This window comes from Mycolicibacterium vulneris (assembly GCF_002104765.1).
Classification (GTDB): Bacteria; Actinomycetota; Actinomycetes; order Mycobacteriales; family Mycobacteriaceae; genus Mycobacterium; species Mycobacterium vulneris.
In genome coordinates this window covers 169,526-190,631 of record NZ_NCXM01000002.1, presented here as the reverse complement: position 1 = coordinate 190,631, position 21,106 = coordinate 169,526, and the positions used below count along the sequence as shown (strand labels likewise).

Below are 21,106 nucleotides of genomic sequence, written 5' to 3'. Positions count from 1 at the left end.
TGAAAATTGTTCTAGCGAATAACTAGATGGGCCTGCCGACCCACGGAAACCCACCCTAACATCCACCGCGCTGTGCCGCGGCTAACACGCCCGCTACTGGGGCACCGTGATTGACGTCGCCCCGTGACCGGTGCCGTACTGCCCGGCGTGCCCGCCGTTGAGCAGGTCGTGCAGGCCCAGGACCGCGGTGATGCGGCCCGGCGCGGCGTCGACGTCGTCGACCGTGGTGATCGCGGAGTTCATCCCGGCGTCGGCACGCGTCACCGCCACCGCGGCGCCTCCCGTCGCCGAACCGTCGCGCCCGGCGAGCAGGGTGCCCGAGCCGTGCGGGGCCAGCGCGGCCGAAAACCGCGCCACACTGACGCCCTTGTTGCCGGCGTCCTGGGGCAGCGAGCCGCCCGTGACGACGAGCGCGGCGTTGGCCGCGCCCATGTGATCGGTTGCCTGATAGCTGATGAAGCCGGTGTCGCGCAGCGCCGCCAGCACGGTGTTGCGCTGGATGTCGTCCACCGCCGGGACCGCCGGGTTGGCGTTGGCCAGCAGCGCGATGCCCATCAGGTCACCCGCCTGCGAACCCTCGTCGACGAGCTTGGTGCTCAGCTGCTGACCCGCGGGCAGCACCGAGGAGTTCACCACCGTCTGCAGCTTCTCCGCCGAGTTGGCTTCGACGAACTCCTGCGTCAGCGCCACCGTTCCGGTCACCGTCCCGCCGGCTTGACCGATGAACTTCGACACCGCGGCCACGTCGTCGTCAGTGGCATCCGGGGTGCGGAACACCACCACCGTCTTGCCGCCCAGCGCGTCGTGCACCATCCGGCCGGCCAGTTGGGTGTCGAAATTGTTTGCTGCGCTGAGCTTTTCGTTCAGCACATTCTTCTGGTCGTTGAGCCCGCTGATCTGGGTGTACAGGTCCCGCTTCTCGTCGCGCAGGCTGGACAACAGGGTGTCCGACAGGAAGCCGGAGCCCAGCACGACCCCCACCGCCAGCGCCAGGAAGACGGCCGCCAGCGACAAGGCATGTTGACGCAACGAGATCATCTAGGTGACCCACTTCTGCACGGTCAGGCAGAAGTGGTTCCAGTAGTCGGTGACCCAATGCAGCACCGCGGCGTCGGTGCGCGACACCCACAGCGCGACGATGACAGCGATCAACATGGTCATCGCCAGCAGCGCGATGGCGCCCGCCGAGATGTGGTTGCGGTACAGGGTGGCCACGGCCTTGGCGTCCACCACCTTCTCCCCGACCCGCAGCCGGGTCAGGAAGGTCGACGGGTTGCTGTGCGCGCGGGTGCGGTCGAAGAACGTCTCGATGTTGGCGGTGTGGCCGGCCGTCACCAGCAGCGCGGCGCCGTGGTGGTCGGCCAGCAGCAGGGCCAGGTCGATCGCCGAGCCCGCGGCCGGGAACGTCATCGCCCCGACGCCGAGATCCTGGATCCGCTCCAGCCCGGGCGCGTGCCCGTCGGCGTCGGCGGGCAGCACCACCTGGGCGCCGCACTTGAGCGCGTCGGTGCTGATCTGGTCGGGGTCGCCGACGATGATCTGGGGGCGGTAGCCCGCCTTGCGCAGGACGTCCGCGCCGGTGCCGACGCCGATCAGCGCCGGCTGATACTCCTTGATGAACGGCTTGAGCGAGCGCAGATCCTCGGCGGCGCTGGGCTCGTCGGCGACGATCACCACATGCCGGCGGCGCAGGTCGACGTCGACGTCGGGGATGCCGATGCCGTCGATCAGCAGCGGGCTCTCGCTCTTGATGAACTCGATCGTGTTGCCGGCGAAGGCCTCCAGATGCGCGGACAGCCCGCTCTTCGCCTCGCGCATCAGGTCGGCGATGTCGTGGTCGGTGCGCTCGGTCCCGCGGACCAGCCTGCGGTCACCGGCGTACACCCCGCCCTCGTGCAGGCGGATCTTGGAGCCGTCCTTGACCTTTTTGAAGATGTCGGGTCCGGCCTCGTCGATCAGAGTCACCCCGTTGTTGACCAGCACCTCTGGGCCCATGTTCGGGTAGCGGCCCGACACCGACGGAGACGCGTTGACCACCGCGGCGATGTCGGCCTCCACCAGCGCGTCCGCCGTGATGCGGTCCAGATCCAGGACGTCGAGCACCACGATGTCGCCGGGGCAGACGCGGCGCAGCAGGCGGTCGATGTTCCGGTCAACGCGGGCGGTGCCGACGAGGCCCGGCCGGGCGGGGTTACGGGAAAGCAGGCCTGACATCTTCATGGGGGCGATTCTGTCCGCGAAGCTGCGGCGAGGACGGGAGGCGCGCCGTAACATCAGCCTCATAAGTTATCTAGAGTCCCATTAGTCACATCTGTATTACTTGTTCCTCGCGGTTAGATCTCATCCTTCTGCGCCGCATCCAGCAGTTCACGGGCGTGCGCGCGGCCACTGTCGGATTCGCCCAGCCCGGCCAGCATCCGGGCCAGCTCGGCCACCCGCTCGTCGTCGGCAACCCGCCGCACCACGCTGGTCCCCTTCGGCCCCGCGCCGTGCACCACCAGGTGCACGTCGGCGTACGCCGCGACCTGCGGCAGGTGCGTCACGACGATGACCTGGTGGGTGCGCGCCAACCGCGCCAGCCGCCGGCCGATCTGCACCGCCGCCCGGCCGCCCACCCCGGCGTCGACCTCGTCGAACACCATGGTGGTGCCCGTCGCGGATGCCGCGAGCACCACTTCCAGCGCCAGCATCACTCGGGACAACTCGCCACCGGACGCGCTCTTAGCCAGCGGCAGCTGGTCCATCCCGCGGTGCGCGGCAAAGCCGAACTCCACCTGATCGACGCCGTCGGCGCCGGCACGGGCCAGCTCGCCCGAGGGCATCATCAGCGCGGCGGCGTCGTCGGCGCTCGCCGCGGCGTCGAGGGTGACGTCGATGCTGAACTGCGCGTCGGCCATCGCCAGCCCGGACAGCTCGGCGGTGACCTCCTTGGCGAGCCGCTTGGCGGCCTTGCGCCGTATGTTGCTGAGATCCACCGCGGCCTGGGCCAATTCGCGCGCCAGCTCGTCGACCCGCGCCGCCAGGGACGCCAGCCCTTCCTCCGAAACATCGAGTTGAGCCAGCCGTTCCCGCGACTCCCGGGCCCACGCGAGCACGCCGTCGATGTCCGCCGCGTACTTGCGGGTCAGCGTGCGCAGTTCGGCCTGCCGGGCCAGTTTTGATTCCAGCGCGCTGGCATCGGCCGGTAGCTCCTCCAGGAAGCCGGCCAGCTCACCGGCCGCGTCGACGACCACGGTCAGCACCTCGTCGAGCTGGCCGGCCAACGCCACCAGCTTCGCGTCGTCCGTCGATTCCAGTGCGGCCCTTGCCTTTCCCAGGCTTTCGGTCGCGCTGAGTCCGGAGCCGTCCGCCTCATCCGAGGACAGGGCCGCGCGGGCCCTGGCCGCGGCCTCGCGCAGGGTGTCCAGTTCGGAGAGCCGCAGGATCTCGGCGACCAGGGCGTCGTCCTCGCCGGGTTGCGGGTCCACGGCGTCGATCTCGTTGAGGGCGAAGTTCAGCCGGTCAGCCTCGAGCGCCAGCTCGCGCATCCGGTTGCGGCGGTCGAGAAGGTCGCGCCGCGCCGACAGCCAGGCGTCGCGCAGTTTGCAATAGCGCTCCAGCGCGGGGCCGGCCTTGGCGAACCGGTCCAGCGCGCCGCACTGCTCCTCGGGCCGCATGAGTCGCAGCTGATCGTTCTGCCCGTGCAGGGTCAGCAGCCCGGCGGTGAAGTCGCCCAGCGACTTGGCCGGCACGCTGCGGCCGCCGAGGTAGGCGCGCGACGGTCCATCACGGCTGACCGAGCGCAGCGCGATCACGCTGCCGTCCTCGTCGCGTTCCGCGCCCGATGCGTCCAGCATGTCGTCCAGCTTGACGATCACGGCCTCGTCGAGATCGGTTGTGGTGAACCGGCCTTCGACGATCGCCCGGTCGGCCCCGGACCGCACCCGGGTGGCGTCCGCGCGGGCACCGCCGAGCAGGTGCAACCCGGTCACCACCATGGTCTTGCCGGTACCGGTCTCGCCGGTTAGCACGGTCAGGCCGCGGTCGAACTCCCCGACCGCCGCGCTGATGGCACCGAGTGACTCGATGCGGATTTCGGTCAGCATTCAGTCGGCACCTGCGTTGGAGTCGTCAGTTCCCGCGCCACCCGGTCACCGGCAACCGGAATTTGCGCACCAGTCGATCGGTGAACGGGGCGCTGTCCAGCCGGGCCCACTTCACCGGCGTGTCGCAACGCCTTACCTCCAGCCGGCTGCCCGCCGGGACCAACATTTCGCGCCGGCCGTCGCAGAACACCAGAGCGTCATGCCCGTCGGCCTCGATCTCGATCGCGATGGTCGCATCCGGGCTGGTGACCATGGGGCGGCCGAACAGCGCGTGAGCGTTGTTGGGTACCACCAGAATTGCCTCGAGGTCCGGCCACAGCACCGGTCCGCCGGCGGAGAACGCGTAGGCGGTTGACCCGGTGGGTGTGGACACCAGCACCCCGTCGCAGCCGAACGCCGACACCGGGCGCCCGTCGATCTCGAGGACCACCCCGAGCACGCCCAGCCGGGGACCCTTTTCCAGGCTGACCTCGTTCAGCGCCCACCCGCGCACGGAGACGTCACCGCCGTGGCGCACGATCACGTCGAGCGTCAACCGGTCCTCCACCCGATAGTCTTGTGCGACAACATGTTCCAGAACCCGATCGATGGCTTCGGCCTCGGCCTCGGCCAGAAAGCCGATGCGGCCCAGGTTGATGCCCAGCACCGGAATGTTGGCGTTGCGGGCCAGTTCGGCGGCCCGCAGGAACGTGCCGTCGCCGCCCAGCGCCAGCACCAGTTCACAGCCCTCGGCGGCCTGCGGGTCGGCGTTGACCACCACGATCTCGACACCCAGGGCGCGCATGTCGTCGGGGGCCAGGTGCAGAGGCCCCTTGTCGACCGCCTCGGCGGACAGCACACGAAGCGTGATTCCGTTGTCGCTCAGCACTTTCTGCACGCGCCGCGCGGTCTCGGTGGCCTCGTCACGGCCGGTGTGGACCACCATCAGCACGGTGCGTGCAGCGTGTGCGTTCACTGTGGCCCACTTTCCACCGCGCACCGCACCGCGCTCACCAGCTCGTCGCCGGCGAGCGGCCGATCGGCCTGGGCGCGCAGCCGCAGGAAGTACTCGACATTGCCCGACGGGCCGGGCAGCGGGCTGGCCGTGACGCCGACCGTGTGCCAGCCCAGCTCGCCCGCGCGGCCGGCGACCGCCAGCACGGCGTCGGCGCGCAGGCCCGGGTCGTGCACCACACCTCCGGCACCGACCAGGCCCTTGCCCACCTCAAACTGCGGCTTCACCATGGGAACGATATCCGCGCCGGGCGCGGCGCATCCAGCCAGCGCCGGCAACACCGTCGATAGCGAAATGAACGACAGGTCAGCGACCACAAGGTCGGCGCGTCCGCCGATCGCGTCCGGCGTCAGGTCGCGAACGTTGGTCCGCTCGACGACGACCACCCGCGCGTCGCTGCGCAGCGACCACGCCAGCTGACCGTATCCCACGTCGACGGCGACGACCTCGGTGGCGCCGCGATCCAGCAGGACTTCGGTGAAGCCACCCGTCGACGCTCCGGCGTCTAGGCAGCGGCGGCCCGTGACCGAAATCTCGAAGGCGTCCAGCGCCCCGATGAGCTTGTGCGCACCCCGCGAGACCCAGCCGCGTTCGCCGTCCTCGGCGACCGTCAAGGCGGCGGTGACGGCGACGGCGGTGCCCGGCTTGCGCGCCGGCATGCCGTCGATGCTCACCTTCCCCGCGCCGATCAACTCGGCGGCCTGCTGACGGGACCGGGCCAGTCCGCGCCGGACCAGCTCGGCGTCAACGCGGGCGCGTCGCGACATCCGCGCACTCAGCCCTTCTCCGCCGACTCCAGCGCAGCCAGCAGCACGTCGTGCGCCTCGGACAGGCGGCGTGCTATCTCTTCAAGCTCGTCGAGCGACGGCAACTTCCCGGGGTCTTCGGTGTCCCCGGGCTGGGGAAGCCGGGCCAGCAGGGCGTCGATTTCAGCGCGAATCTCATCGGGATCGATAGTCATCGCGTTACTACGCTAGTCACCCGTCAGTCGGTCCGCACCAAAGACCAGCGTTGCAGCGCGGCGCGCGCCCCCTCGTCGGCGGCCTCGATCCGCAGCGCCTCTGAGTCCGCGTCGGAGCCCGCCGCGCCGTACACCGCGGCCGCGACCGCGCGGACGATCGACAGGCCGTCCCCGTCGTCCGACCCGTCACCGCTGACGCTGATCGTCGTGTCCGCGACCTCGACCCGCCAGCCCGGCTGCGGCCCGACCGCGAGCGACTCGCCGCCGGCGTGCAGCGAGCGCAGGTCGTGGCCGATATAGGTGGGGCGCTGGGCGGGCTTGGCGTACACCGCGTCCCGCGCCGAATTGACCCCGGTGAGCACCATCAGGCTGGGCAGCTCGGCGGCGTTGGCGCCCTCGATGTCGGTGTCGAGCCGGTCCCCGATCACCAGGGGCGCGTGAAAGTCGCCGCGGGCCGCGGCATCCCGCAGCAGTCCGGGCGCCGGCTTGCCCGCGACCTGAGGCTCGCCACCGGTGGCCGCCCGCAGCGCGGCCACGAATGATCCGTTGCCGGGCAGCAGCCCGCGCTCGGTGGGCAGGGTCAGGTCGACGTTGGACGCCACCCACAGCGCGCCGGCCCGGATCGCCAGCGCCGCCTCGGCCAGCTCCGGCCATCCGATGGTCTGGGACAGACCCTGCACGACGGCGGCCGGATCGTCGTCGTAGCTGCGCACCGCCCGCAGGCCGACGGCCGTGATCTCGTTGGCCAGGGCCTCTGTGCCCACGATCAGCACCGGCGATCCGGACGGCAACTGGCCGGCCAGCAGCCGCGCGGCGCTTTGCGCGCTGGTGGCGACGTCGTCGGCGACGGCGGTGAAGCCCAGGTCAGTCAGGTGCGCGGCGACCTCGTCGGCGCTGCGCGACGCGTTGTTGGTGACGAAGTACGCGCGGCTGCGCACCTCGGCCAGCGCCTGCACCGCGCCCTCGGTGGGCCGGCGACCGCGAAACATCGTGCCGTCCAGATCGATCAGCAGGCAGTCATATTGCTGCGCAAGGGTTTTGGTGTGATTCGGCTCCGTCATCAGCCGAGTTCACTGACCCGGTCTTCGGCATCGGTGACGCCGTCGACGTCCGCGGCCGCGGAGTGCAGGAACCACTGCAGCGCCTCGTCCCCGCGGCCGAGCGCCAGCAGCGTGTCGGCGTAGGCGTAGAACAACCGCGCCGCCGTCGTGCCGGTGCGGGTCGGATCCAGCTGCGGCGTCGACAACACGGTGAGCGCCTGCTCCAGCTGGCCGAGGTCCGCGCGCGCCCCGGCCGCGACGATGCGCAGCTCGTCGGCGTCGTCCCCGCTGAGCTCTGCGGCCTCCGGCCCCCGCGCGAGTTCGATCGCCCGCTCCGGGCGGCCAAGTCCGCGTTCGCAATCGGCGATCAGGGCCAGCAGCGAGGACTTGCTGCCCATCCTGCGGGCCGCGCGCAACTCCGCGAGCGCCTGCGCCCAGTCGCCGCAGTGGTAGGCGGCGATGCCGACCGCTTCCCGGATGGTGGCGATCCGGGAAGACCGTGCGCGCGCCGCCCGGGCGTGCTGCAGGGCGGCCTCGGGGTCGTCGTCGAGCAGTTCGCCGGCGGCCACCAGGTGACGCGCCACCGCGTCGGCGGTGGCGCGGTCCAGGGTGCTCAGATCGCGGCGGATGTCGGGTGCCAGCTGCTTGGCTTCCACGCCGGGCGGTATCGGCGGCCCGTCGTGCGGCGCGCGATCGGCCTGGGCATCCCGGCGCGCGCCGCTCTGCGGCTGGGCCGGGCGCGCACGGCCCGGACCCGACCAGCGGTCGGATGCCGGCCGCCCCTGCCGTTCGCCGCGCTGCCGTTGCCTGTCGTCGACCACGCAGCCGAGAATACGGGCAGCCCCGCGCCTAGCTTTGCAGCCGGTTACCCAGCAGCGGCGCGATCACCGCCGGACAGTAGGTCGCGATCGCGACGATGGTGAACTTGCCCGCCATCTCGTACGACAATCCGTTGCCCTCGGCCATCTTGGAGGTCACATCGTCGAACGACCCGCCGGGCTCGAACAGCATCGGACACACCGACTGTCCCATCGCCGTGGTGGTGGTCGGTTGGGTGTAGGTGATCCCGGCATTCGTCAGCGCCGACAGGAAGGCGTTGCCCAGCATGTCGGCGCGGATCGGCGCCGACAGGACCGCCGCCAGCGACACCAGGCCGGTGATCACCCCCAGAATCGGCAGGACGGTCCACCGCACACGCGTCGCAAAAATCACTGTGACAACAGTGGTCGCCGAGGGTCACGTCAACGACACGGTGAGGTAAAGATCTGTGCACGCACGCGTTTTGCGCACGTCGTTCCTGCCCCGAACGGGCTAGACCTTTTCGACCCCGGCGACGGTGCGTTTGCCGCGGCGCAGCACCAGCCATTTGCCGTGCAGGAAGTCGGACGGCTGCGGCGCCCACTCCTCGCTGTCGATGCGGACGTTGTTGACCGAGACGCCGCCCTCGCCGACGGTGCGCCGCGCGGCCTTCTTGCTCTCGGACAGGCCGCTGGCGACCAGCAGGTCGACGATCCCGTCGGGGCCACCGGGTTTGAGCTCGGCGACCGACGTCTCGCGCAACGCCGCCGCCAGCGTGGCCTCGTCCAGGCGGTCCAGCTCGCCCTGCCCGAACAGCGCCCGGCTGGCGTCCTCGACGGCCTCGGTGGCCGCCTCGCCGTGCACCAGCACGGTCAGTTCGCGAGCCAGTCGCCGCTGGGCGGCGCGCTGCTGGGGCCGCTCGGCCGTCGCCTGCTCCAGCTCGCCGAGCTCGTCGGCGGTCAGGAAGGTGAACCAGCGCAGGTACCGGATCACGTCGGCGTCGGCGGTGTTGAAGAAGTACTGGTACCAGGCGTACGGCGTGGTCAGCTCGGGGTCCAGCCACAGGCTGCCGCCGCCGGTGGACTTGCCGAACTTGGTGCCGTCGGCGGCGGTCACCAGCGGCACGGTCAGCGCGTGCACCGACGCGCCGAGCTGCTGGCGGACCAGTCGGACGCCGGCGACGATGTTGCCCCACTGATCGGAGCCGCCGATCTGCAGCGTGCAGCCGTAGCGCCGGTGCAACTCAACGTAGTCGTTGGCCTGCAACAGCATGTAGCTGAACTCGGTGTAGGAGATGCCGTCGCCCTCGAGGCGCCGCCGGACGGTGTCGCGGTCCAGCATGACGTTGACCGAGAAGTGCTTGCCGAGGTCGCGCAGGAACTCGATCGCCGACAGCGGGCGGGTCCAGTCCAGGTTGTTGACGACGACGGCGCCGGTGGGTGATTCGTCGAAGTCGACGAAGCGCCGCAGCTGCCCGCCGATCCGCTCGGTCCACTCGGCGACGGTGTCCGCCTCGTTGAGGGTGCGCTCGCCGACGTCACGCGGATCGCCGATCATGCCGGTGGCCCCGCCGGCGAGCACGATCGGGCGATGGCCGGCGCGCTGGAAGCGGCGCAGCGCCAGCAGCGGCACCAGGTGTCCGGCGTGCAGGCTGGGCGCGGTGGGGTCGAATCCGGCGTACACCGTCATCGGCCCGCGCTGCGCCTCGGCGGTCAGCGCATCGAGGTCGGTGGACTGCGCGATCAGTCCGCGCCAGTCCAGCTCGTCGATGATCATGTCGCCCATGATCCAAGATCCTTCCACCCGAGATCGGTTCGGCTAGTCGCTGGCGCCCGGCGCGGCCGCGCGGGGGCTGCGCCGGTACGCCGAGACCTCCGGGCGCCCGGGCAGCCACAACCGCCACGGCCGGTCGGCGGCCTGGCTGACGCCGACCCGCGGGCCGGCCGTCGCGGTCAGCGGTTCGTGCAGTTCCAGGGTCACCGGGCTATTCCGCGCGAACAGGTCAATGCCGTTGTCGTCCATGGTGATTCCCATGGCCGAGCACAGGTTGCCCGGGCCTCGCGCCAGGGCGGCGGTGTGCACCAGCTCGCCGCGGCGGGCGCGCACGACGTCGGTGCCGTCCTCGATGGCGGCGGCGCGCAGCAAGACCGCTGCGGCTGTGCCGTCGGGTCCGCACGAGACGTTGGCGCAGACGTGTATGCCGTGGCTGCGGTAGGTGTAGAGGCGCCCCGGGGGCCCGAACATCACAAAATTGCGGGCGCGCAGGCCCTTGTACGAGTGCGCGGCGGCGTCGGGCCAGGGACCGTCGGGCACTCCCCCGTAGGCCTCGACCTCGACGACGATCCCGCTCACACCGCGCGCGGTGAGGGTGGCGCCCAGTAACCGGCGCGCGGCCTCGACCGGGTCGACTAACAGCTGGGCAGCAGCCGCGCCTTCGCGAAATCGTCCTCGAGCCTCGACCACATCAGATCCTGAATCCTCTTTTCTGAACCCAACGAACCTACCGGCAGGCCGAACATGGCAGTATCCCGGTGTCCCGTGACCTCAGGGCCGCGAGAAGGAGCCCACCTCATGCATGCGATCGATCCCGCCGCCACCGCGTGGCTGCTGGCCAGCACCGCACTGGTCCTGCTGATGACCCCAGGCCTGGCGATCTTCTACGGCGGCATGGTCCGCACCACCGGTGTGCTCAACATGATCATGATGAGCTTCATTTCCATCCCGTTGGTCACGGTGGCCTGGCTGCTGGTCGGCTACACCATCGCGTTCACCGAGGGTGGGGGCAGCGGGCTCGTCGGCAGCCTGAGCCATTTGGGCATGCTGGGCATCACCCCCGACACCGCCCACGGTACGGTCCCCGAACTGCTGTTCGCCACGTTCCAGTTGACGTTCGCGATCATCACGGCCGCCCTGGTCAGCGGCGCGATCGCCGACCGCGCCAAGTTCGCCGCCTGGATGGTCTTCGTCCCGGCGTGGACGATCGCGGTGTATTCGATTGTCGCGCACTGGGTCTGGGGGCCGGGTGGCTGGCTGGCCAAGCTGGGCGTCCTCGACTACGCGGGCGGGCTCGTCGTCGAGATCGTCTCCGGGTCTTCCGCCCTGGCGCTGGCGCTGGTGCTCGGGCCGCGCATCGGCTTCAAGAAAGACGCGATGCGGCCGCACAATCTGCCGTTGCTGTTCGTCGGTCTCGGACTGCTGTGGTTCGGCTGGTTCGGGTTCAACGCCGGTTCCGCGTTGGCCGCCAACGGAACTGCCGCGGCCATCTTCCTCAACACCCTGGTCGCCGGATGCCTGGGCATGCTCGGCTGGCTCTCGGTCGAGCAGATCCGCGACGGCCGGCCCACCACGTTCGGTGCGGCCTCGGGAGTGGTCGCCGGCCTCGTCGCCATCACCCCGTCCTGCGGGACGGTCAACACGCTCGGCGCGACGGTCGTCGGGCTGGCAGCGGGCGTCGTGTGCGCGTTCGCGGTGGGCGCGAAACTGCGCTTCAACTATGACGATTCGCTCGACGTGGTGGGTGTGCACTTCGTCGGCGGCGTGGTCGGGGTGTCGTTGATCGGCCTGTTCGCCACGGCGGTGATGACGGCGGGCCCGCAGGGCCTGTTCTATGGGGGCGGCTTCGGCCAGCTGGGCAAGCAGGCACTGGCGATCGCGGTGGTCGCGCTCTACGCGTTCGTCGTGACCTTCGTGCTGGGCAAGGTCATCGACCGGCTGATGGGTTTCCGGATCAGCGCCGAAGACGAGACCACCGGTGTCGACCTCACGCAGCACGCCGAGACCGCCTACGCCGAAGGCGTGCACGGACATCTGCCGCAGCGCCGCCCGGCCACCGGCGAACGCTTCAACTAGCGCACCAGAAATCCTCGAGCCTCCTCAGCTGCTCGAGAGACCTTGACAACCCCGCGCGACGGGACGATTATTCATCGCATGATGAGTTCATCTCATGATGAATTAATTGCGGGCCCCTCGGACCCGGCGGTACACATCGATCACCTGCGCGTCGTCCGCGGCAAACGCCCAGCTCTGCACGATTTCTCCGTCCGGATCGCCACGGGCAGCATCACCGGCCTGCTCGGGCCGTCCGGCTGCGGCAAGACCACACTGATCCGCTGCATCGTCGGCACCCAGATCATCTCGAAGGGCACCGTCACCGTACTCGGCAAGGAGGCCGGCAGCGCCGAACTGCGCCATCGCATCGGCTACCTCCCGCAGGACCCGACCATCTACAACGACCTGCGGGCCGTGGACAACGTCCGCTATTTCGCGGCGCTGTACGGGTTCGACGGCCAGGCCGCCGACGCCGCCATCGACCGCGTCGGGCTGACCGATCACCGAACCGCCTTGTGCGGCAACCTCTCCGGCGGTCAGCGCACCCGCGTGTCGCTGGCGTGCGCGCTGGTCTGCCAGCCCGACCTGCTGGTGCTCGACGAGCCCACCGTGGGCCTGGACCCGGTGCTGCGCGCGGATCTCTGGGAGCAGTTCGCCGAGCTGGCCCGCACCGGGACCACTCTGCTGGTCTCCAGCCACGTGATGGACGAAGCCGACCACTGCGGCGACCTGCTGCTGATGCGCGACGGCCGGTTGGTCGCCCACACCACCCCGTCCCAACTGAGAGAGGACACCGGATGCACGTCACTGGAGGACGCGTTTCTGTCCATCATCAAGCGCAGCACCATGCGCGAAGCGGGCTGAGCCTGCGCGGCTACACCGCGACCTCTGCGCGGATCCTGCGCCAGTTGATCGCCGATCACCGCAGTGTCGCGATGATCCTGTTCGTGCCGGTCCTGGTGATCAGCCTGATGTATTTCATGTTTCAGAACGCCCCGCACCGCCCCGGTGGGCCGACCCCGTTCAACAACGCCTGCCTGATCCTGCTGGGCCTGTTCCCGCTGTTCGTGATGTTCATCATCACGGCGATCACCATGCAGCGCGAGCGGGCCTCCGGGACGCTGGAGCGCATTCTGACCACGCCGCTGCGGCGCCTGGATCTGCTGATCGCCTACGGCACCGCCTTCTCCATCGCCGCTGCGGCGCAGGCGATTCTGGCGTGCATCGTGTCGTTCTGGCTGCTGGGCTTCGACACGGCCGGCAGCCCGGCGTGGGTGTTCGTCATCGCGATCGTCAACGCCGTGCTGGGTGTCGGCCTGGGCCTGTTGTGTAGTGCGTTCGCCCGCACCGAGTTTCAGGCCGTGCAGTTCATCCCGCTGGTGATGGTGCCGCAGCTGCTGCTGGCCGGCATCATCGTGCCGCGGGCGCTGATGCCACACTGGCTGCAATGGATCAGCAATGTGCTGCCGGCCAGCTACGCGCTGGAGGCGTTGCAGCAGGTGGGTGCGCACCCGGAACTGACATTCGTCGCGGTGCGCGACATCGTCGTGGTGCTGGGCTTCGCGCTGGCGGCCCTGTGCCTGGCCGCAGCCACGCTGCGGCGGCGGACGCCCTAGCATGACGGCCACCAGCGCCGGGCGCCGGCGGCGGGGGCGCCCGGCCGGCAACTCCGGCACCCGCGAACGCATCCTCGACAGCGCTCGGGAGTTGTTTGCGCGCAACGGGATTCGCAATACCTCGATCCGCGCGGTGGCCGCGGCGGCCGGGGTGGATTCGGCGTTGGTGCATCACTACTTCGGCACCAAGGAAAAGCTGTTCGCCGCGGCCGTGCACATCCCGATCGATCCGATGGACATCATCGGCCAGTTGCGCGAGATGCCGGTTGACGAGCTCGGCCATCGCATCCCGTCAATGTTGTTGCCGCTGTGGGATTCCGAGATCGGTGCGGCGTTCATCGCCACACTGCGGTCCATCCTGGCCGGCGAGGAGATCAACCTGTTCCGCACGTTCATCGAGGACGTGATCACCGCGGAAATCGGCCCGCGCGTGGACAATCCGCCGGGAAGCGGTACCACCCGCGTCCAGTTCGTCGCGTCCCAGCTGGTGGGCGTGGTGATGGCGCGCTACATCCTGCGACTGGAGCCGTTCGCGTCGCTGCCGCCAGAGCAGATCGCGCAAACCATTGCGCCGAACCTGCAGCGGTACCTCACCGGGGATCTGCCGGACGGCCTTGTGCCATGAGCCGGGCGTGCTCGTCGTCATCGACGTCGCGGGCCTCGTCGATGAGCAGCACCGGGATGCCGTCCTCGATGCGGTAGGCGCGCCGCAGCCGCGGGTTGTACAACAGTTCGGAGCCCACCAGAATCAGCGGGCCGCGGTCGTCCGGGCAGACCAGGATGCTCAGCAGTGCATCGTCGATCATGACTGCGCTCCGGTCAGCTGGGAACGGATGCCGCTGGTCAGGCGGCGGTACTGGTTGGTGTCGGCATCGAAGTACCAGACGTGCCGCCCGGCCTTAGGAATCCCCGCCGCCCTTAGGGCACTGACCGTGGGCCGGAACGTCGCGCTCAGGTTCATCTCCGGCACCACGCACACGATGTCGGGCCCCAGGCCGATCGGAATCTTGGCGAAGGCCTCGGTCAGGTCGGCCGCGGTGATCGAGGCGCCCGGCAACAGCGTCACCGCCGACGCCGCCACCTCGTGATCGCCCACGGGCACGTTGTAGGTCACCGCGAGGTCCACGCCGTTGATGCAACCCAGCGCATCGGTGACTGCCTCGGCGAAGACCAGACCGCGCGCGGTGCGCACCACGGAGCCGCGCCGGCCCGCCAGCCAGAAGTCACCGTCGTCGTCGCGGTAGAACAGGTACTCGGTCGAGATCCAGGTGTCGCCGGCGGCGAACACGCCGCGCTTGACCGAGGCGCTGGGATCGATCGGGCCGTTGGACGCGGCGAGCAGCACCCCGACCTGGTTGGGCTCGGCGATCTGCACGAAGCCGCGCTCGTTCTCCAGGATCAGGTCGTGCTCGGCGTCGTAGGCGCCCAGCTCGATTCGTCCCGCGCCCGGCAGCGGGCGGCCCTTGCTGCCGACCTTGGCGCCGGACACGTTGGCCAGCACCGCCTGCCCATCGGTGGTGGCGAAGAACTCAACGACGTGGGCGGGCGCGAACGCCTCGACGACGCGCCCCCACAGCCCGGTCGGCATACCGGAACCGATGAACAGCCGCACCGGATGGTTGCCCTGCAGCACGAACGCGGGATCGTCGACGATCTCGCGCAGCATGGCCCAGGTGTAGGACACCACGGTGACGCCGTACTGGCGCACCTCCTGTACGAATCGGGTCGGGTCCAGGCCGCGCGACAGCGCGATGCGGGTGCCGCCGACCACGGCGCCGCCCAGGCTGACCAGCAGCGCCGACTCGTGGTGCAGCGGCGTCAGGCAGTAGACGGTGTCGCGGCGGTCCAGGGCGGCCGTCGAGGCGGTACCGAATGCCGAGACCGCCCAGCGGTAGTTGGTGATCTGCCTGGCCACCAGCTCGCCGCCGGCCGCGCTGAACGCGATGAACGCCAGGTCGCGGGCCAGTCCCGGGTTGGGTCGGTACCAGCCGGGCAGCTCGACGGCGTCCGGGTCGATCTGTTCCATGTCGATGACGTCGGAGTCTTCGGGCAGGTGCAGATCCCGCGACTCCCCGCCGCCGAGCACCAGCACCTGCCGCAGCCCTTGACGGTCGGACCGCAGCACCGCCTCCAGGTTGGGGGGATCGGTGAGCAGTTCGGTCACTCCCCCGAGCCGCACCGAGGCGGCCAGGTCGGCGTCGGGCCGCATCACCACCGCGATGGCACCGAGCCGGGACAGCGCGGCGATGGCCACCAGCGCGCTGGGCCGGGTTTCCATCAGCACGCCGACCCGGTCGCCCTGCCGGACCCCGACGTCGATCAGGCCGCGAACGACGTTGTTGACGCGCCGGTTCACCGCCTCGTAGGTGTGCACCCGGCCGTCGAACAAGAGGAATTCGCCCTGCGGCGCGTCGTGGGCCTGCTCTTCGATGATGCGGCCCAGCGAGATCCGGGTGTGGTCGTTGATCTGGCCCAGGCGGACCAGGCGTGGCAGCGTGCGGGCCGTCTCGACGGCCAGGGTGCGCATGGACTTGTTGGCGGCGACGACGGTGTTGGCCGCGCCGCGCACCAGCCCCACCGCCGCCTCGGAGGCTTCCCCGAGGCCGTGCGCGAGCCGGGAGCTCAACGCCACCCCGCTATCGGTGTGCTCGTCGGGCTGGTCGGCCATCAGCTCGATGCTGTCGGGTTTGTCGCCCCCGGTGGACAGCCACTTCACCCATTCGGCGACGGTCGGCCAGCTCTGTTGCGCCGCCTTGGATCCAACTACCAAACCGAAATGCCCTGTGCGGATGGTGGATTCGTAGACTTCGGCGTCCGGTGCCGCGCGCCGGATGCCGCGCACCGAAGCCGGCTGCCCAATGTCATCGACCTCGCCGACGAACGCCAGCACCGGGCAGGTGATGTCGGTGAGGGTGACCATCTGACCGTTGACAGCGAATCCGCCGGTCATCATCCGGTTGTGGGCGATGAACTGCTTGAGCAGTTCAGAGATCGCAGGGCCCGACCACGCGATCCAGCCCTCGCGTTCGAGGAACCGGCGCTGTTGCTCACGCGGGAGGAGCGCCTCGCGGTCGTGCAGCTGGCGCACGAAGTCCACGCGCGCCTTGGCGGTCTTGAGCGGGTCGAGCATCTGGAAGCCGGTGCGCGCCATCCAGCTCGGGATGGCCAGCCGGCTGAAGACGTGGTCGGCCATGAAGTTCGCGGCGGGCGCGGCGAAGTTTGCCGGGATGCCCATCGGCAGGGCGGCCAGGGTGTCCACCGGCGAGCCGAAGGTGACGATGCTGGCCAGGCTCTTCGAGCGCCGGTAGGCGGCGACCTGGTAGCACCACATGCCGCCCTGCGAATAGCCGACCAGATGGATGTCGCTGCCCGTGGTGTCGCGGACCGTGTCGATGGCCTGGCTGAGCGCGACGATGTGGTCGGCCAGGGTGCGGCGCATGCCGCCCTCGACCTTGTCGGGTTCGCCGAAGTCGATGACCCAGGGGTCAAGCCCGTGGGCGTGCAGGATCCCCACCGCGCCTTCGTCGCGCGTGACGTCCCACATGTCCGCCGACATCATCATCGGGTGCACCATCAGCACCGGCGGCCCGACGGGCGACTGACCCGGCCGGCTGTCCGGCGGGAAATACCGCCGCAGCTTGTACATCGGCACGCTCTCGACGGTCTGGGACGGCGACGGCACGGTACCGGTTTCCAAGCCCCCCAGCCGCAAGACCTCCAGGCCGTTCTGCGCTGTCGCGATCAGCCGCTCGACCGGCCGTGTGACCACCGAAAAATTGAGATCCACCGCTGACATGATGGCACACCGGCGCCCTGGCCGGACCTGACCTGGCTTGTTTGCCCGGCCCGTCCCCATTTAGGCGCACCGCGCGGTTTTCGGTTGTCCGCGCGCGGAGTTTGTTGTAACGGGCGCAATAAGTGTTGTGAACAGCGTGCTTCACATCGGTGGACTCGACGATGTGAGTGAAATTATTGCGGCCTGCGACCACAAAGGAGTGATCGATGACCAGCATAACGTCATTCGAATTACGAGGCAGCGTTACAAAAGTAGCGGTCGTGGCCGCGCTTCTCTCGATCCCCGCTACCGCAATGAGCATTCCGGCGCCCGACAGCGGCGGCGTGCTTCCGGCGGCGCCACCATCCACCACCGCGCCGGCACCACCGGCACCGGCGCCGGGACGGGTTCCGCTCGTCTTCGGGCCGGGGCCGCAGCAGCCAGCCGGTGACTGGAATGGTTACGGCCAGGGCGACGGCGGCGGGGGAGGCGGCGGCTAACAAGCCGGATTGACACACCGGTTCGCCGACCTTCAGTCGGTCGGAAGACGCCCGCCCATATTTACGCGTCTTTGCGACCGTCGGGCCGGTGGCGCACCTACTGGGAGCTGAGGCCGTCGGTTTGGCATATCCGACTCAGGTCGTCTTCGAGTCGGTCACACTGGGAGTCAACGACGGCGCGCGCGTCGGCATCGTCGGGCGGAACGGCGACGGCAAGTCCAGCCTGGTGGCTCTGCTCACCGGTCAACAGCAGCCCGACTCCGGCCGGGTCACCCGGCGCAGCGGACTGCGGGTCGGCGCGCTGAGCCAAGCGGACACCCTTGACCCGGAGCACAGCGTGGGCTGGACGGTTGTCGGCGACCAGGCCGAACATCAGTGGGGGCAGGGGTCGGTCGCTGATCGTTGAGGCCGGAGAGGTCTTCAGAAGGTGATGCAGCCGGCACAGCGCCTTGAGGTTCGAGGCGTGTGTAGCCCCACCCGCGCATCGACCCCAGCCAGCACCTCAGCATCGGTGATCAGGTCGGTGCGAAACACGGCGGCGCGTACGGCCGCATGACCAACATCGGGGCCAGCGACGAGGACATACTCAAATCGTGGGAACCGACGCGGCCGATGGCACCCGACAAATTCGCCGCCCTCGTCCTTCGTGCCGTGCTGCGAAACCAAGCGATCATCATCGTGCCGGCCTGGTGGAAGGCGCTGTGGTACCTGGAGCGCCTCTCGCCGGCTATCTCGATGCAGGTGGGACGACTCGTGCTCAAGCGCTTGCGCGAAATACCATCCCGCGCAACGTGATCCGCTGCGCGATCATCGCCCCCCCACGGCATCAGTGCCAGTTTTGATCCCACGGCCCGTTGTGCCAGTGACCCTGGTCGCGTGCTTCACCGTCGTACCAGTGGTCGTCGTGGCAGCGACCCGCGTCCCAGTTACCGCCCCAGGCCGGATCCCACCACTGGCCGGGGCACCAGTGGTACTCAGGCAAAGGCGCGGGATGAGCATGGGCGATTGCGGCCGCCCCGGACCCGGCGAGGCTTAACCCAGCGGTCAAGGCGACCGCCGATGCTGCGATGCGCACAGTCTTCTTCATCATCGACCTGTACCCACGTCAGGGCAGACCAATCCGGTTCCGTGGCAGAAATTTACGCCGGCCACGATTGTCGCGCCCGCTCCGCCCGCTGCCCGGCAAGCACCGCTTGCGCCACGGCATGCCGGTGCTCGCTGGATTCGAGCGCTTCATCTCTCGTCGTCTGCACCATCAGCGTGTCCCCGTCCGGTGCGCAAGGGCAAGCCGTTCAGCAGCCGGCACCGCATCGTCGACACCCGCGGGCGCACCCACTGCGTCGTCGTCGGCGACCGGATGCTCGATGACGACTGCAACCTCATCGGCACGTCCGGGTTCTACGTCGACGTCACCGACTCACTGCACTCCGACATCACCAAAGTGCTGTCCGCGGTGGCGGACTCCCGCGCGCAAATCGAACAGGCGAAAGGAGTGCTGATGGCCGCCTATAACGTCTCTCCCGAGCGAGCGTTTGAAACGTTGGTCTGGCGATCCCAGGAAGCCAACCTCAAACTGCGCGAAATCGCCAGCCGCTTCCTGGCCGCGCTGGCCCATCAGGCGGCGTCGCCGGAGACGCGAAGCCCGATCGACCAGGCGCTCCTCACCCTCGAGTAGGACGGTAGTTTTGCCCGGTGGCGCACCTACTTGGAGCTGAGGCCGTACACCTCGAATATCCGACTCAGGTGGTCTTCGAATCGATCACGCTCGGGGTCAACGACGGCGCGCGCATCGGCATCGTCGGGCGAAACGGCGACGGCAAATCCAGCCTGCTGAGGCTGCTCACCGGCCAGCAACGGCCCGACTCCGGCCGGGTCACCCGGCGCAGCGGGCTGCGGGTCGGCGCGCTGAGCCAGGCCGACACCCTGGACCCGGAACACAGCGTGGGCTGGACACTCGTCGGCAAGGCGGCCGAACACCAATGGGCCGGTGACGCGCGGGTCCGCGATGTGGTCGCGGGCCTGGTCTCCGACATCGCCTGGGAGGCAACGGTTGCCACGCTGTCCGGCGGCCAGCGCCGCCGGGTGCAGCTGGCCCAGTTGCTGGTGGGCGAGTGGGATGTCATCGCACTCGACGAGCCCACCAACCATCTGGACATCGAGGGCATCACCTGGCTGGCAAGCCATCTGCGCCAACGGTGGGCACGCAACACCGGCGGGCTGCTGCTGGTGACCCACGACCGCTGGTTTCTCGACGAGGTCGCCACCACGACGTGGGAGGTGCACGACGGGATCGTCGAACCGTTCGACGGCGGGTACGCGGCCTACGTGCTGCAACGCGTCGAACGAGACCGAATGACCGCCCTCGCCGAGGCCAAGCGGCAGAACCTGATGCGCAAGGAGCTGGCGTGGCTGCGCCGCGGGGCGCCGGCGCGGACGTCCAAGCCCAAGTTCCGGATCGAGGCGGCCAACCAGCTGATCGCCGACGTGCCGCCGCTGCGCAACACCGTCGAGCTGGCCAAGCTGGCCACCGCGCGGCTGGGCAAGGACGTGGTCGACCTGCTCGGCGTGTCGGTCTCGTTCCCGTCTTCTGGGGGCCGCCCGGTGCTGCGCGACATCGAGTGGCGGATCGCCCCCGGCGAGCGGACCGGCATCGTCGGGGCCAACGGCGCCGGCAAGTCGACGCTGCTGGGGCTGATCGACGGCAGCATCGCCCCGGACGCGGGGCGGGTCAAGCGCGGCAAGACCGTGCGGCTGGCGGTGCTCGACCAGCAGGGCGATGCCCTGGCCGCGGTCGGCGGCGACCGGATTGCCGATGTGCTGGGCAGGCTGCAGGGCGGCTATCAGGTCGACGGCCGCGAAGTCACCCCGGCGCAGCTGCTGGAGCGGCTCGGGTTCGGCCGCGGCCAGCTGTCCGCCCGCGTCGAGGATCTCTCGGGCGGTGAGCGGCGGCGGCTGCAGCTGATGCTCACGCTGTTGTCCGAGCCCAACGTGTTGCTGCTCGACGAGCCGACCAACGACGTCGACACCGACACCCTGGCCGCGATGGAGGACCTGCTGGACTCGTGGGCGGGCACGCTGATCGTCGTCTCGCACGACCGCTACCTGTTGGAGCGGGTCACCGATCAACAGTACGCGGTGCTCGACGGCCGGTTGCGGCATCTGCCCGGCGGTGTCGACGAGTATCTGCGGCTGGCCGAGCAGCGGACCGGTGAGGCGACCGCCGGATCGTCGCGGCCGTCCGAGCCCGCGCCCCAGGCGATGTCCGGCGCGCAACGCCGCGCCGCGGAGAAAGAGGTGGCCTCGGTCGATCGCCAGCTTGCACGCCTGGCGGACCGGATCGAGGACAAGCACAACGAACTCGCCGCGCACGACCAGTCCGACCACGTCGGCATCACCCGGCTCACCCAGGAATTGCGTGCGCTGGAAGACGAGGTGGCCGCGACGGAGAGCCGCTGGCTGGAGCTCTCCGAGCTGCTCGAATGAGGCTGGCGCGGCGGGCGGCGGGGCGC

At 69.5% G+C, this 21,106-nt stretch carries 21 protein-coding genes and 2 pseudogenes; 9 read left to right on the top strand and 14 right to left on the bottom strand.

Annotated elements, in window-relative coordinates:
- Positions 1–93 precede the first annotated feature (93 nt).
- From B8W69_RS02765 to B8W69_RS02715, 11 genes are all read right to left on the bottom strand, one after another.
- Entirely contained in the window at positions 94–1,038 is a 945-nt protein-coding gene (locus B8W69_RS02765) for a copper transporter (protein ID WP_085288461.1), read from the bottom strand.
- Positions 1,039–2,220, bottom strand: a complete 1,182-nt coding sequence (steA, locus tag B8W69_RS02760) for a putative cytokinetic ring protein SteA (RefSeq protein ID WP_085288460.1) — start codon at positions 2,218–2,220, stop codon at positions 1,039–1,041.
- Positions 2,221–2,333: 113 nt separating this feature from the next.
- Complete coding sequence (recN, locus tag B8W69_RS02755; RefSeq protein WP_085288459.1) at positions 2,334–4,085, bottom strand: DNA repair protein RecN; 1,752 nt, start codon at positions 4,083–4,085, stop codon at positions 2,334–2,336.
- Between the two features lie 25 nt (positions 4,086–4,110).
- Positions 4,111–5,040 carry an NAD kinase gene (locus B8W69_RS02750; RefSeq protein WP_085288573.1) on the bottom strand — a complete coding sequence of 310 codons (930 nt, stop codon included), beginning with the start codon at positions 5,038–5,040 and terminating at the stop codon, positions 4,111–4,113.
- Positions 5,037–5,846, bottom strand: coding sequence for a TlyA family RNA methyltransferase (locus B8W69_RS02745; RefSeq protein WP_085288458.1), 810 nt, complete (start codon positions 5,844–5,846; stop codon positions 5,037–5,039). Before B8W69_RS02745 ends, B8W69_RS02750 begins: the two co-directional genes overlap by 4 nt.
- Before the next feature lie 8 nt (positions 5,847–5,854).
- Positions 5,855–6,040, bottom strand: coding sequence for a hypothetical protein (locus tag B8W69_RS02740; RefSeq protein ID WP_085288457.1), 186 nt, complete (start codon positions 6,038–6,040; stop codon positions 5,855–5,857).
- A 23-nt stretch (positions 6,041–6,063) separates the two neighbouring features.
- Positions 6,064–7,101, bottom strand: a complete 1,038-nt coding sequence (locus B8W69_RS02735; RefSeq protein ID WP_085288456.1) for an HAD-IIA family hydrolase — start codon at positions 7,099–7,101, stop codon at positions 6,064–6,066.
- A complete protein-coding gene (locus tag B8W69_RS02730; RefSeq protein ID WP_245843049.1) occupies positions 7,101–7,901 on the bottom strand; it encodes a tetratricopeptide repeat protein in 801 nt (266 codons plus the stop codon). The genes B8W69_RS02735 and B8W69_RS02730 overlap by 1 nt, the downstream gene beginning before the upstream one ends.
- 28 nt (positions 7,902–7,929) lie before the next feature.
- A complete protein-coding gene (locus tag B8W69_RS02725; RefSeq protein WP_181447322.1) occupies positions 7,930–8,292 on the bottom strand; it encodes a DUF732 domain-containing protein in 363 nt (120 codons plus the stop codon).
- A 99-nt stretch (positions 8,293–8,391) separates the two neighbouring features.
- Positions 8,392–9,663: a tyrosine--tRNA ligase gene (gene tyrS, locus B8W69_RS02720; RefSeq protein ID WP_110881818.1), complete on the bottom strand. Its 1,272-nt coding sequence runs from the start codon at positions 9,661–9,663 to the stop codon at positions 8,392–8,394.
- 33 nt (positions 9,664–9,696) lie between these two features.
- The gene (locus B8W69_RS02715) at positions 9,697–10,341 is read right to left on the bottom strand and encodes a DNA-3-methyladenine glycosylase (RefSeq protein WP_085288455.1); all 645 of its coding nucleotides are present in this window, start codon (positions 10,339–10,341) and stop codon (positions 9,697–9,699) included.
- Positions 10,342–10,449: 108 nt separating this feature from the next.
- Here B8W69_RS02715 and B8W69_RS02710 point away from each other — a divergent pair, with 108 nt between their 5' ends.
- The 4 genes from B8W69_RS02710 to B8W69_RS02695 all read left to right on the top strand — a co-directional run bounded on the left by B8W69_RS02710 (position 10,450) and on the right by B8W69_RS02695 (position 13,947).
- Complete coding sequence (locus tag B8W69_RS02710; protein ID WP_085288454.1) at positions 10,450–11,727, top strand: ammonium transporter; 1,278 nt, start codon at positions 10,450–10,452, stop codon at positions 11,725–11,727.
- A 78-nt stretch (positions 11,728–11,805) separates the two neighbouring features.
- Complete coding sequence (locus B8W69_RS02705; RefSeq protein WP_085288453.1) at positions 11,806–12,570, top strand: ABC transporter ATP-binding protein; 765 nt, start codon at positions 11,806–11,808, stop codon at positions 12,568–12,570.
- The gene (locus B8W69_RS02700) at positions 12,504–13,322 is read left to right on the top strand and encodes an ABC transporter permease (protein ID WP_085288452.1); all 819 of its coding nucleotides are present in this window, start codon (positions 12,504–12,506) and stop codon (positions 13,320–13,322) included. Before B8W69_RS02705 ends, B8W69_RS02700 begins: the two co-directional genes overlap by 67 nt.
- Before the next feature lies 1 nt (position 13,323).
- Positions 13,324–13,947: a TetR/AcrR family transcriptional regulator gene (locus tag B8W69_RS02695; RefSeq protein ID WP_085288451.1), complete on the top strand. Its 624-nt coding sequence runs from the start codon at positions 13,324–13,326 to the stop codon at positions 13,945–13,947.
- On the opposite strand, the gene B8W69_RS02690 is transcribed toward B8W69_RS02695, so the two are convergent.
- Complete coding sequence (locus B8W69_RS02690) at positions 13,913–14,128, bottom strand: Trm112 family protein (protein ID WP_085288450.1); 216 nt, start codon at positions 14,126–14,128, stop codon at positions 13,913–13,915. The two genes, B8W69_RS02695 and B8W69_RS02690, sit on opposite strands and share 35 nt — an antisense overlap.
- Positions 14,125–17,118, bottom strand: coding sequence for an acyl-CoA synthetase (locus tag B8W69_RS02685; RefSeq protein ID WP_110881817.1), 2,994 nt, complete (start codon positions 17,116–17,118; stop codon positions 14,125–14,127). Before B8W69_RS02685 ends, B8W69_RS02690 begins: the two co-directional genes overlap by 4 nt.
- Positions 17,119–17,324: 206 nt before the next feature.
- Between B8W69_RS02685 and B8W69_RS30240 the strand changes: the two genes are divergently transcribed.
- The 3 genes and pseudogenes from B8W69_RS30240 to B8W69_RS02675 all read left to right on the top strand — a co-directional run bounded on the left by B8W69_RS30240 (position 17,325) and on the right by B8W69_RS02675 (position 18,392).
- Positions 17,325–17,597, top strand: coding sequence for a hypothetical protein (locus tag B8W69_RS30240; RefSeq protein WP_133057953.1), 273 nt, complete (start codon positions 17,325–17,327; stop codon positions 17,595–17,597).
- A gap of 88 nt (positions 17,598–17,685) precedes the next feature.
- Positions 17,686–17,976 (top strand): annotated as a pseudogene (locus tag B8W69_RS02680) (ATP-binding cassette domain-containing protein); the annotation flags it as partial.
- Between the two features lie 173 nt (positions 17,977–18,149).
- Positions 18,150–18,392 (top strand): hypothetical protein, encoded by a 243-nt coding sequence (locus B8W69_RS02675; RefSeq protein ID WP_181447321.1) that lies wholly within the window; start codon positions 18,150–18,152, stop codon positions 18,390–18,392.
- A gap of 31 nt (positions 18,393–18,423) precedes the next feature.
- Here B8W69_RS02675 and B8W69_RS32385 read toward each other — a convergent pair whose 3' ends face one another.
- Entirely contained in the window at positions 18,424–18,684 is a 261-nt protein-coding gene (locus B8W69_RS32385) for an Mtp family mycobacterial-type pilin (RefSeq protein ID WP_085288569.1), read from the bottom strand.
- A gap of 186 nt (positions 18,685–18,870) precedes the next feature.
- Between B8W69_RS32385 and B8W69_RS02665 the strand changes: the two are divergent.
- Both B8W69_RS02665 and B8W69_RS02660 read left to right on the top strand, forming a co-directional pair.
- Positions 18,871–19,272: pseudogene (locus B8W69_RS02665) on the top strand (ANTAR domain-containing protein); the annotation flags it as partial.
- 17 nt (positions 19,273–19,289) lie between these two features.
- Complete coding sequence (locus tag B8W69_RS02660; protein WP_085288448.1) at positions 19,290–21,080, top strand: ABC-F family ATP-binding cassette domain-containing protein; 1,791 nt, start codon at positions 19,290–19,292, stop codon at positions 21,078–21,080.
- The last annotated feature ends 26 nt before the right edge of the window (positions 21,081–21,106 follow it).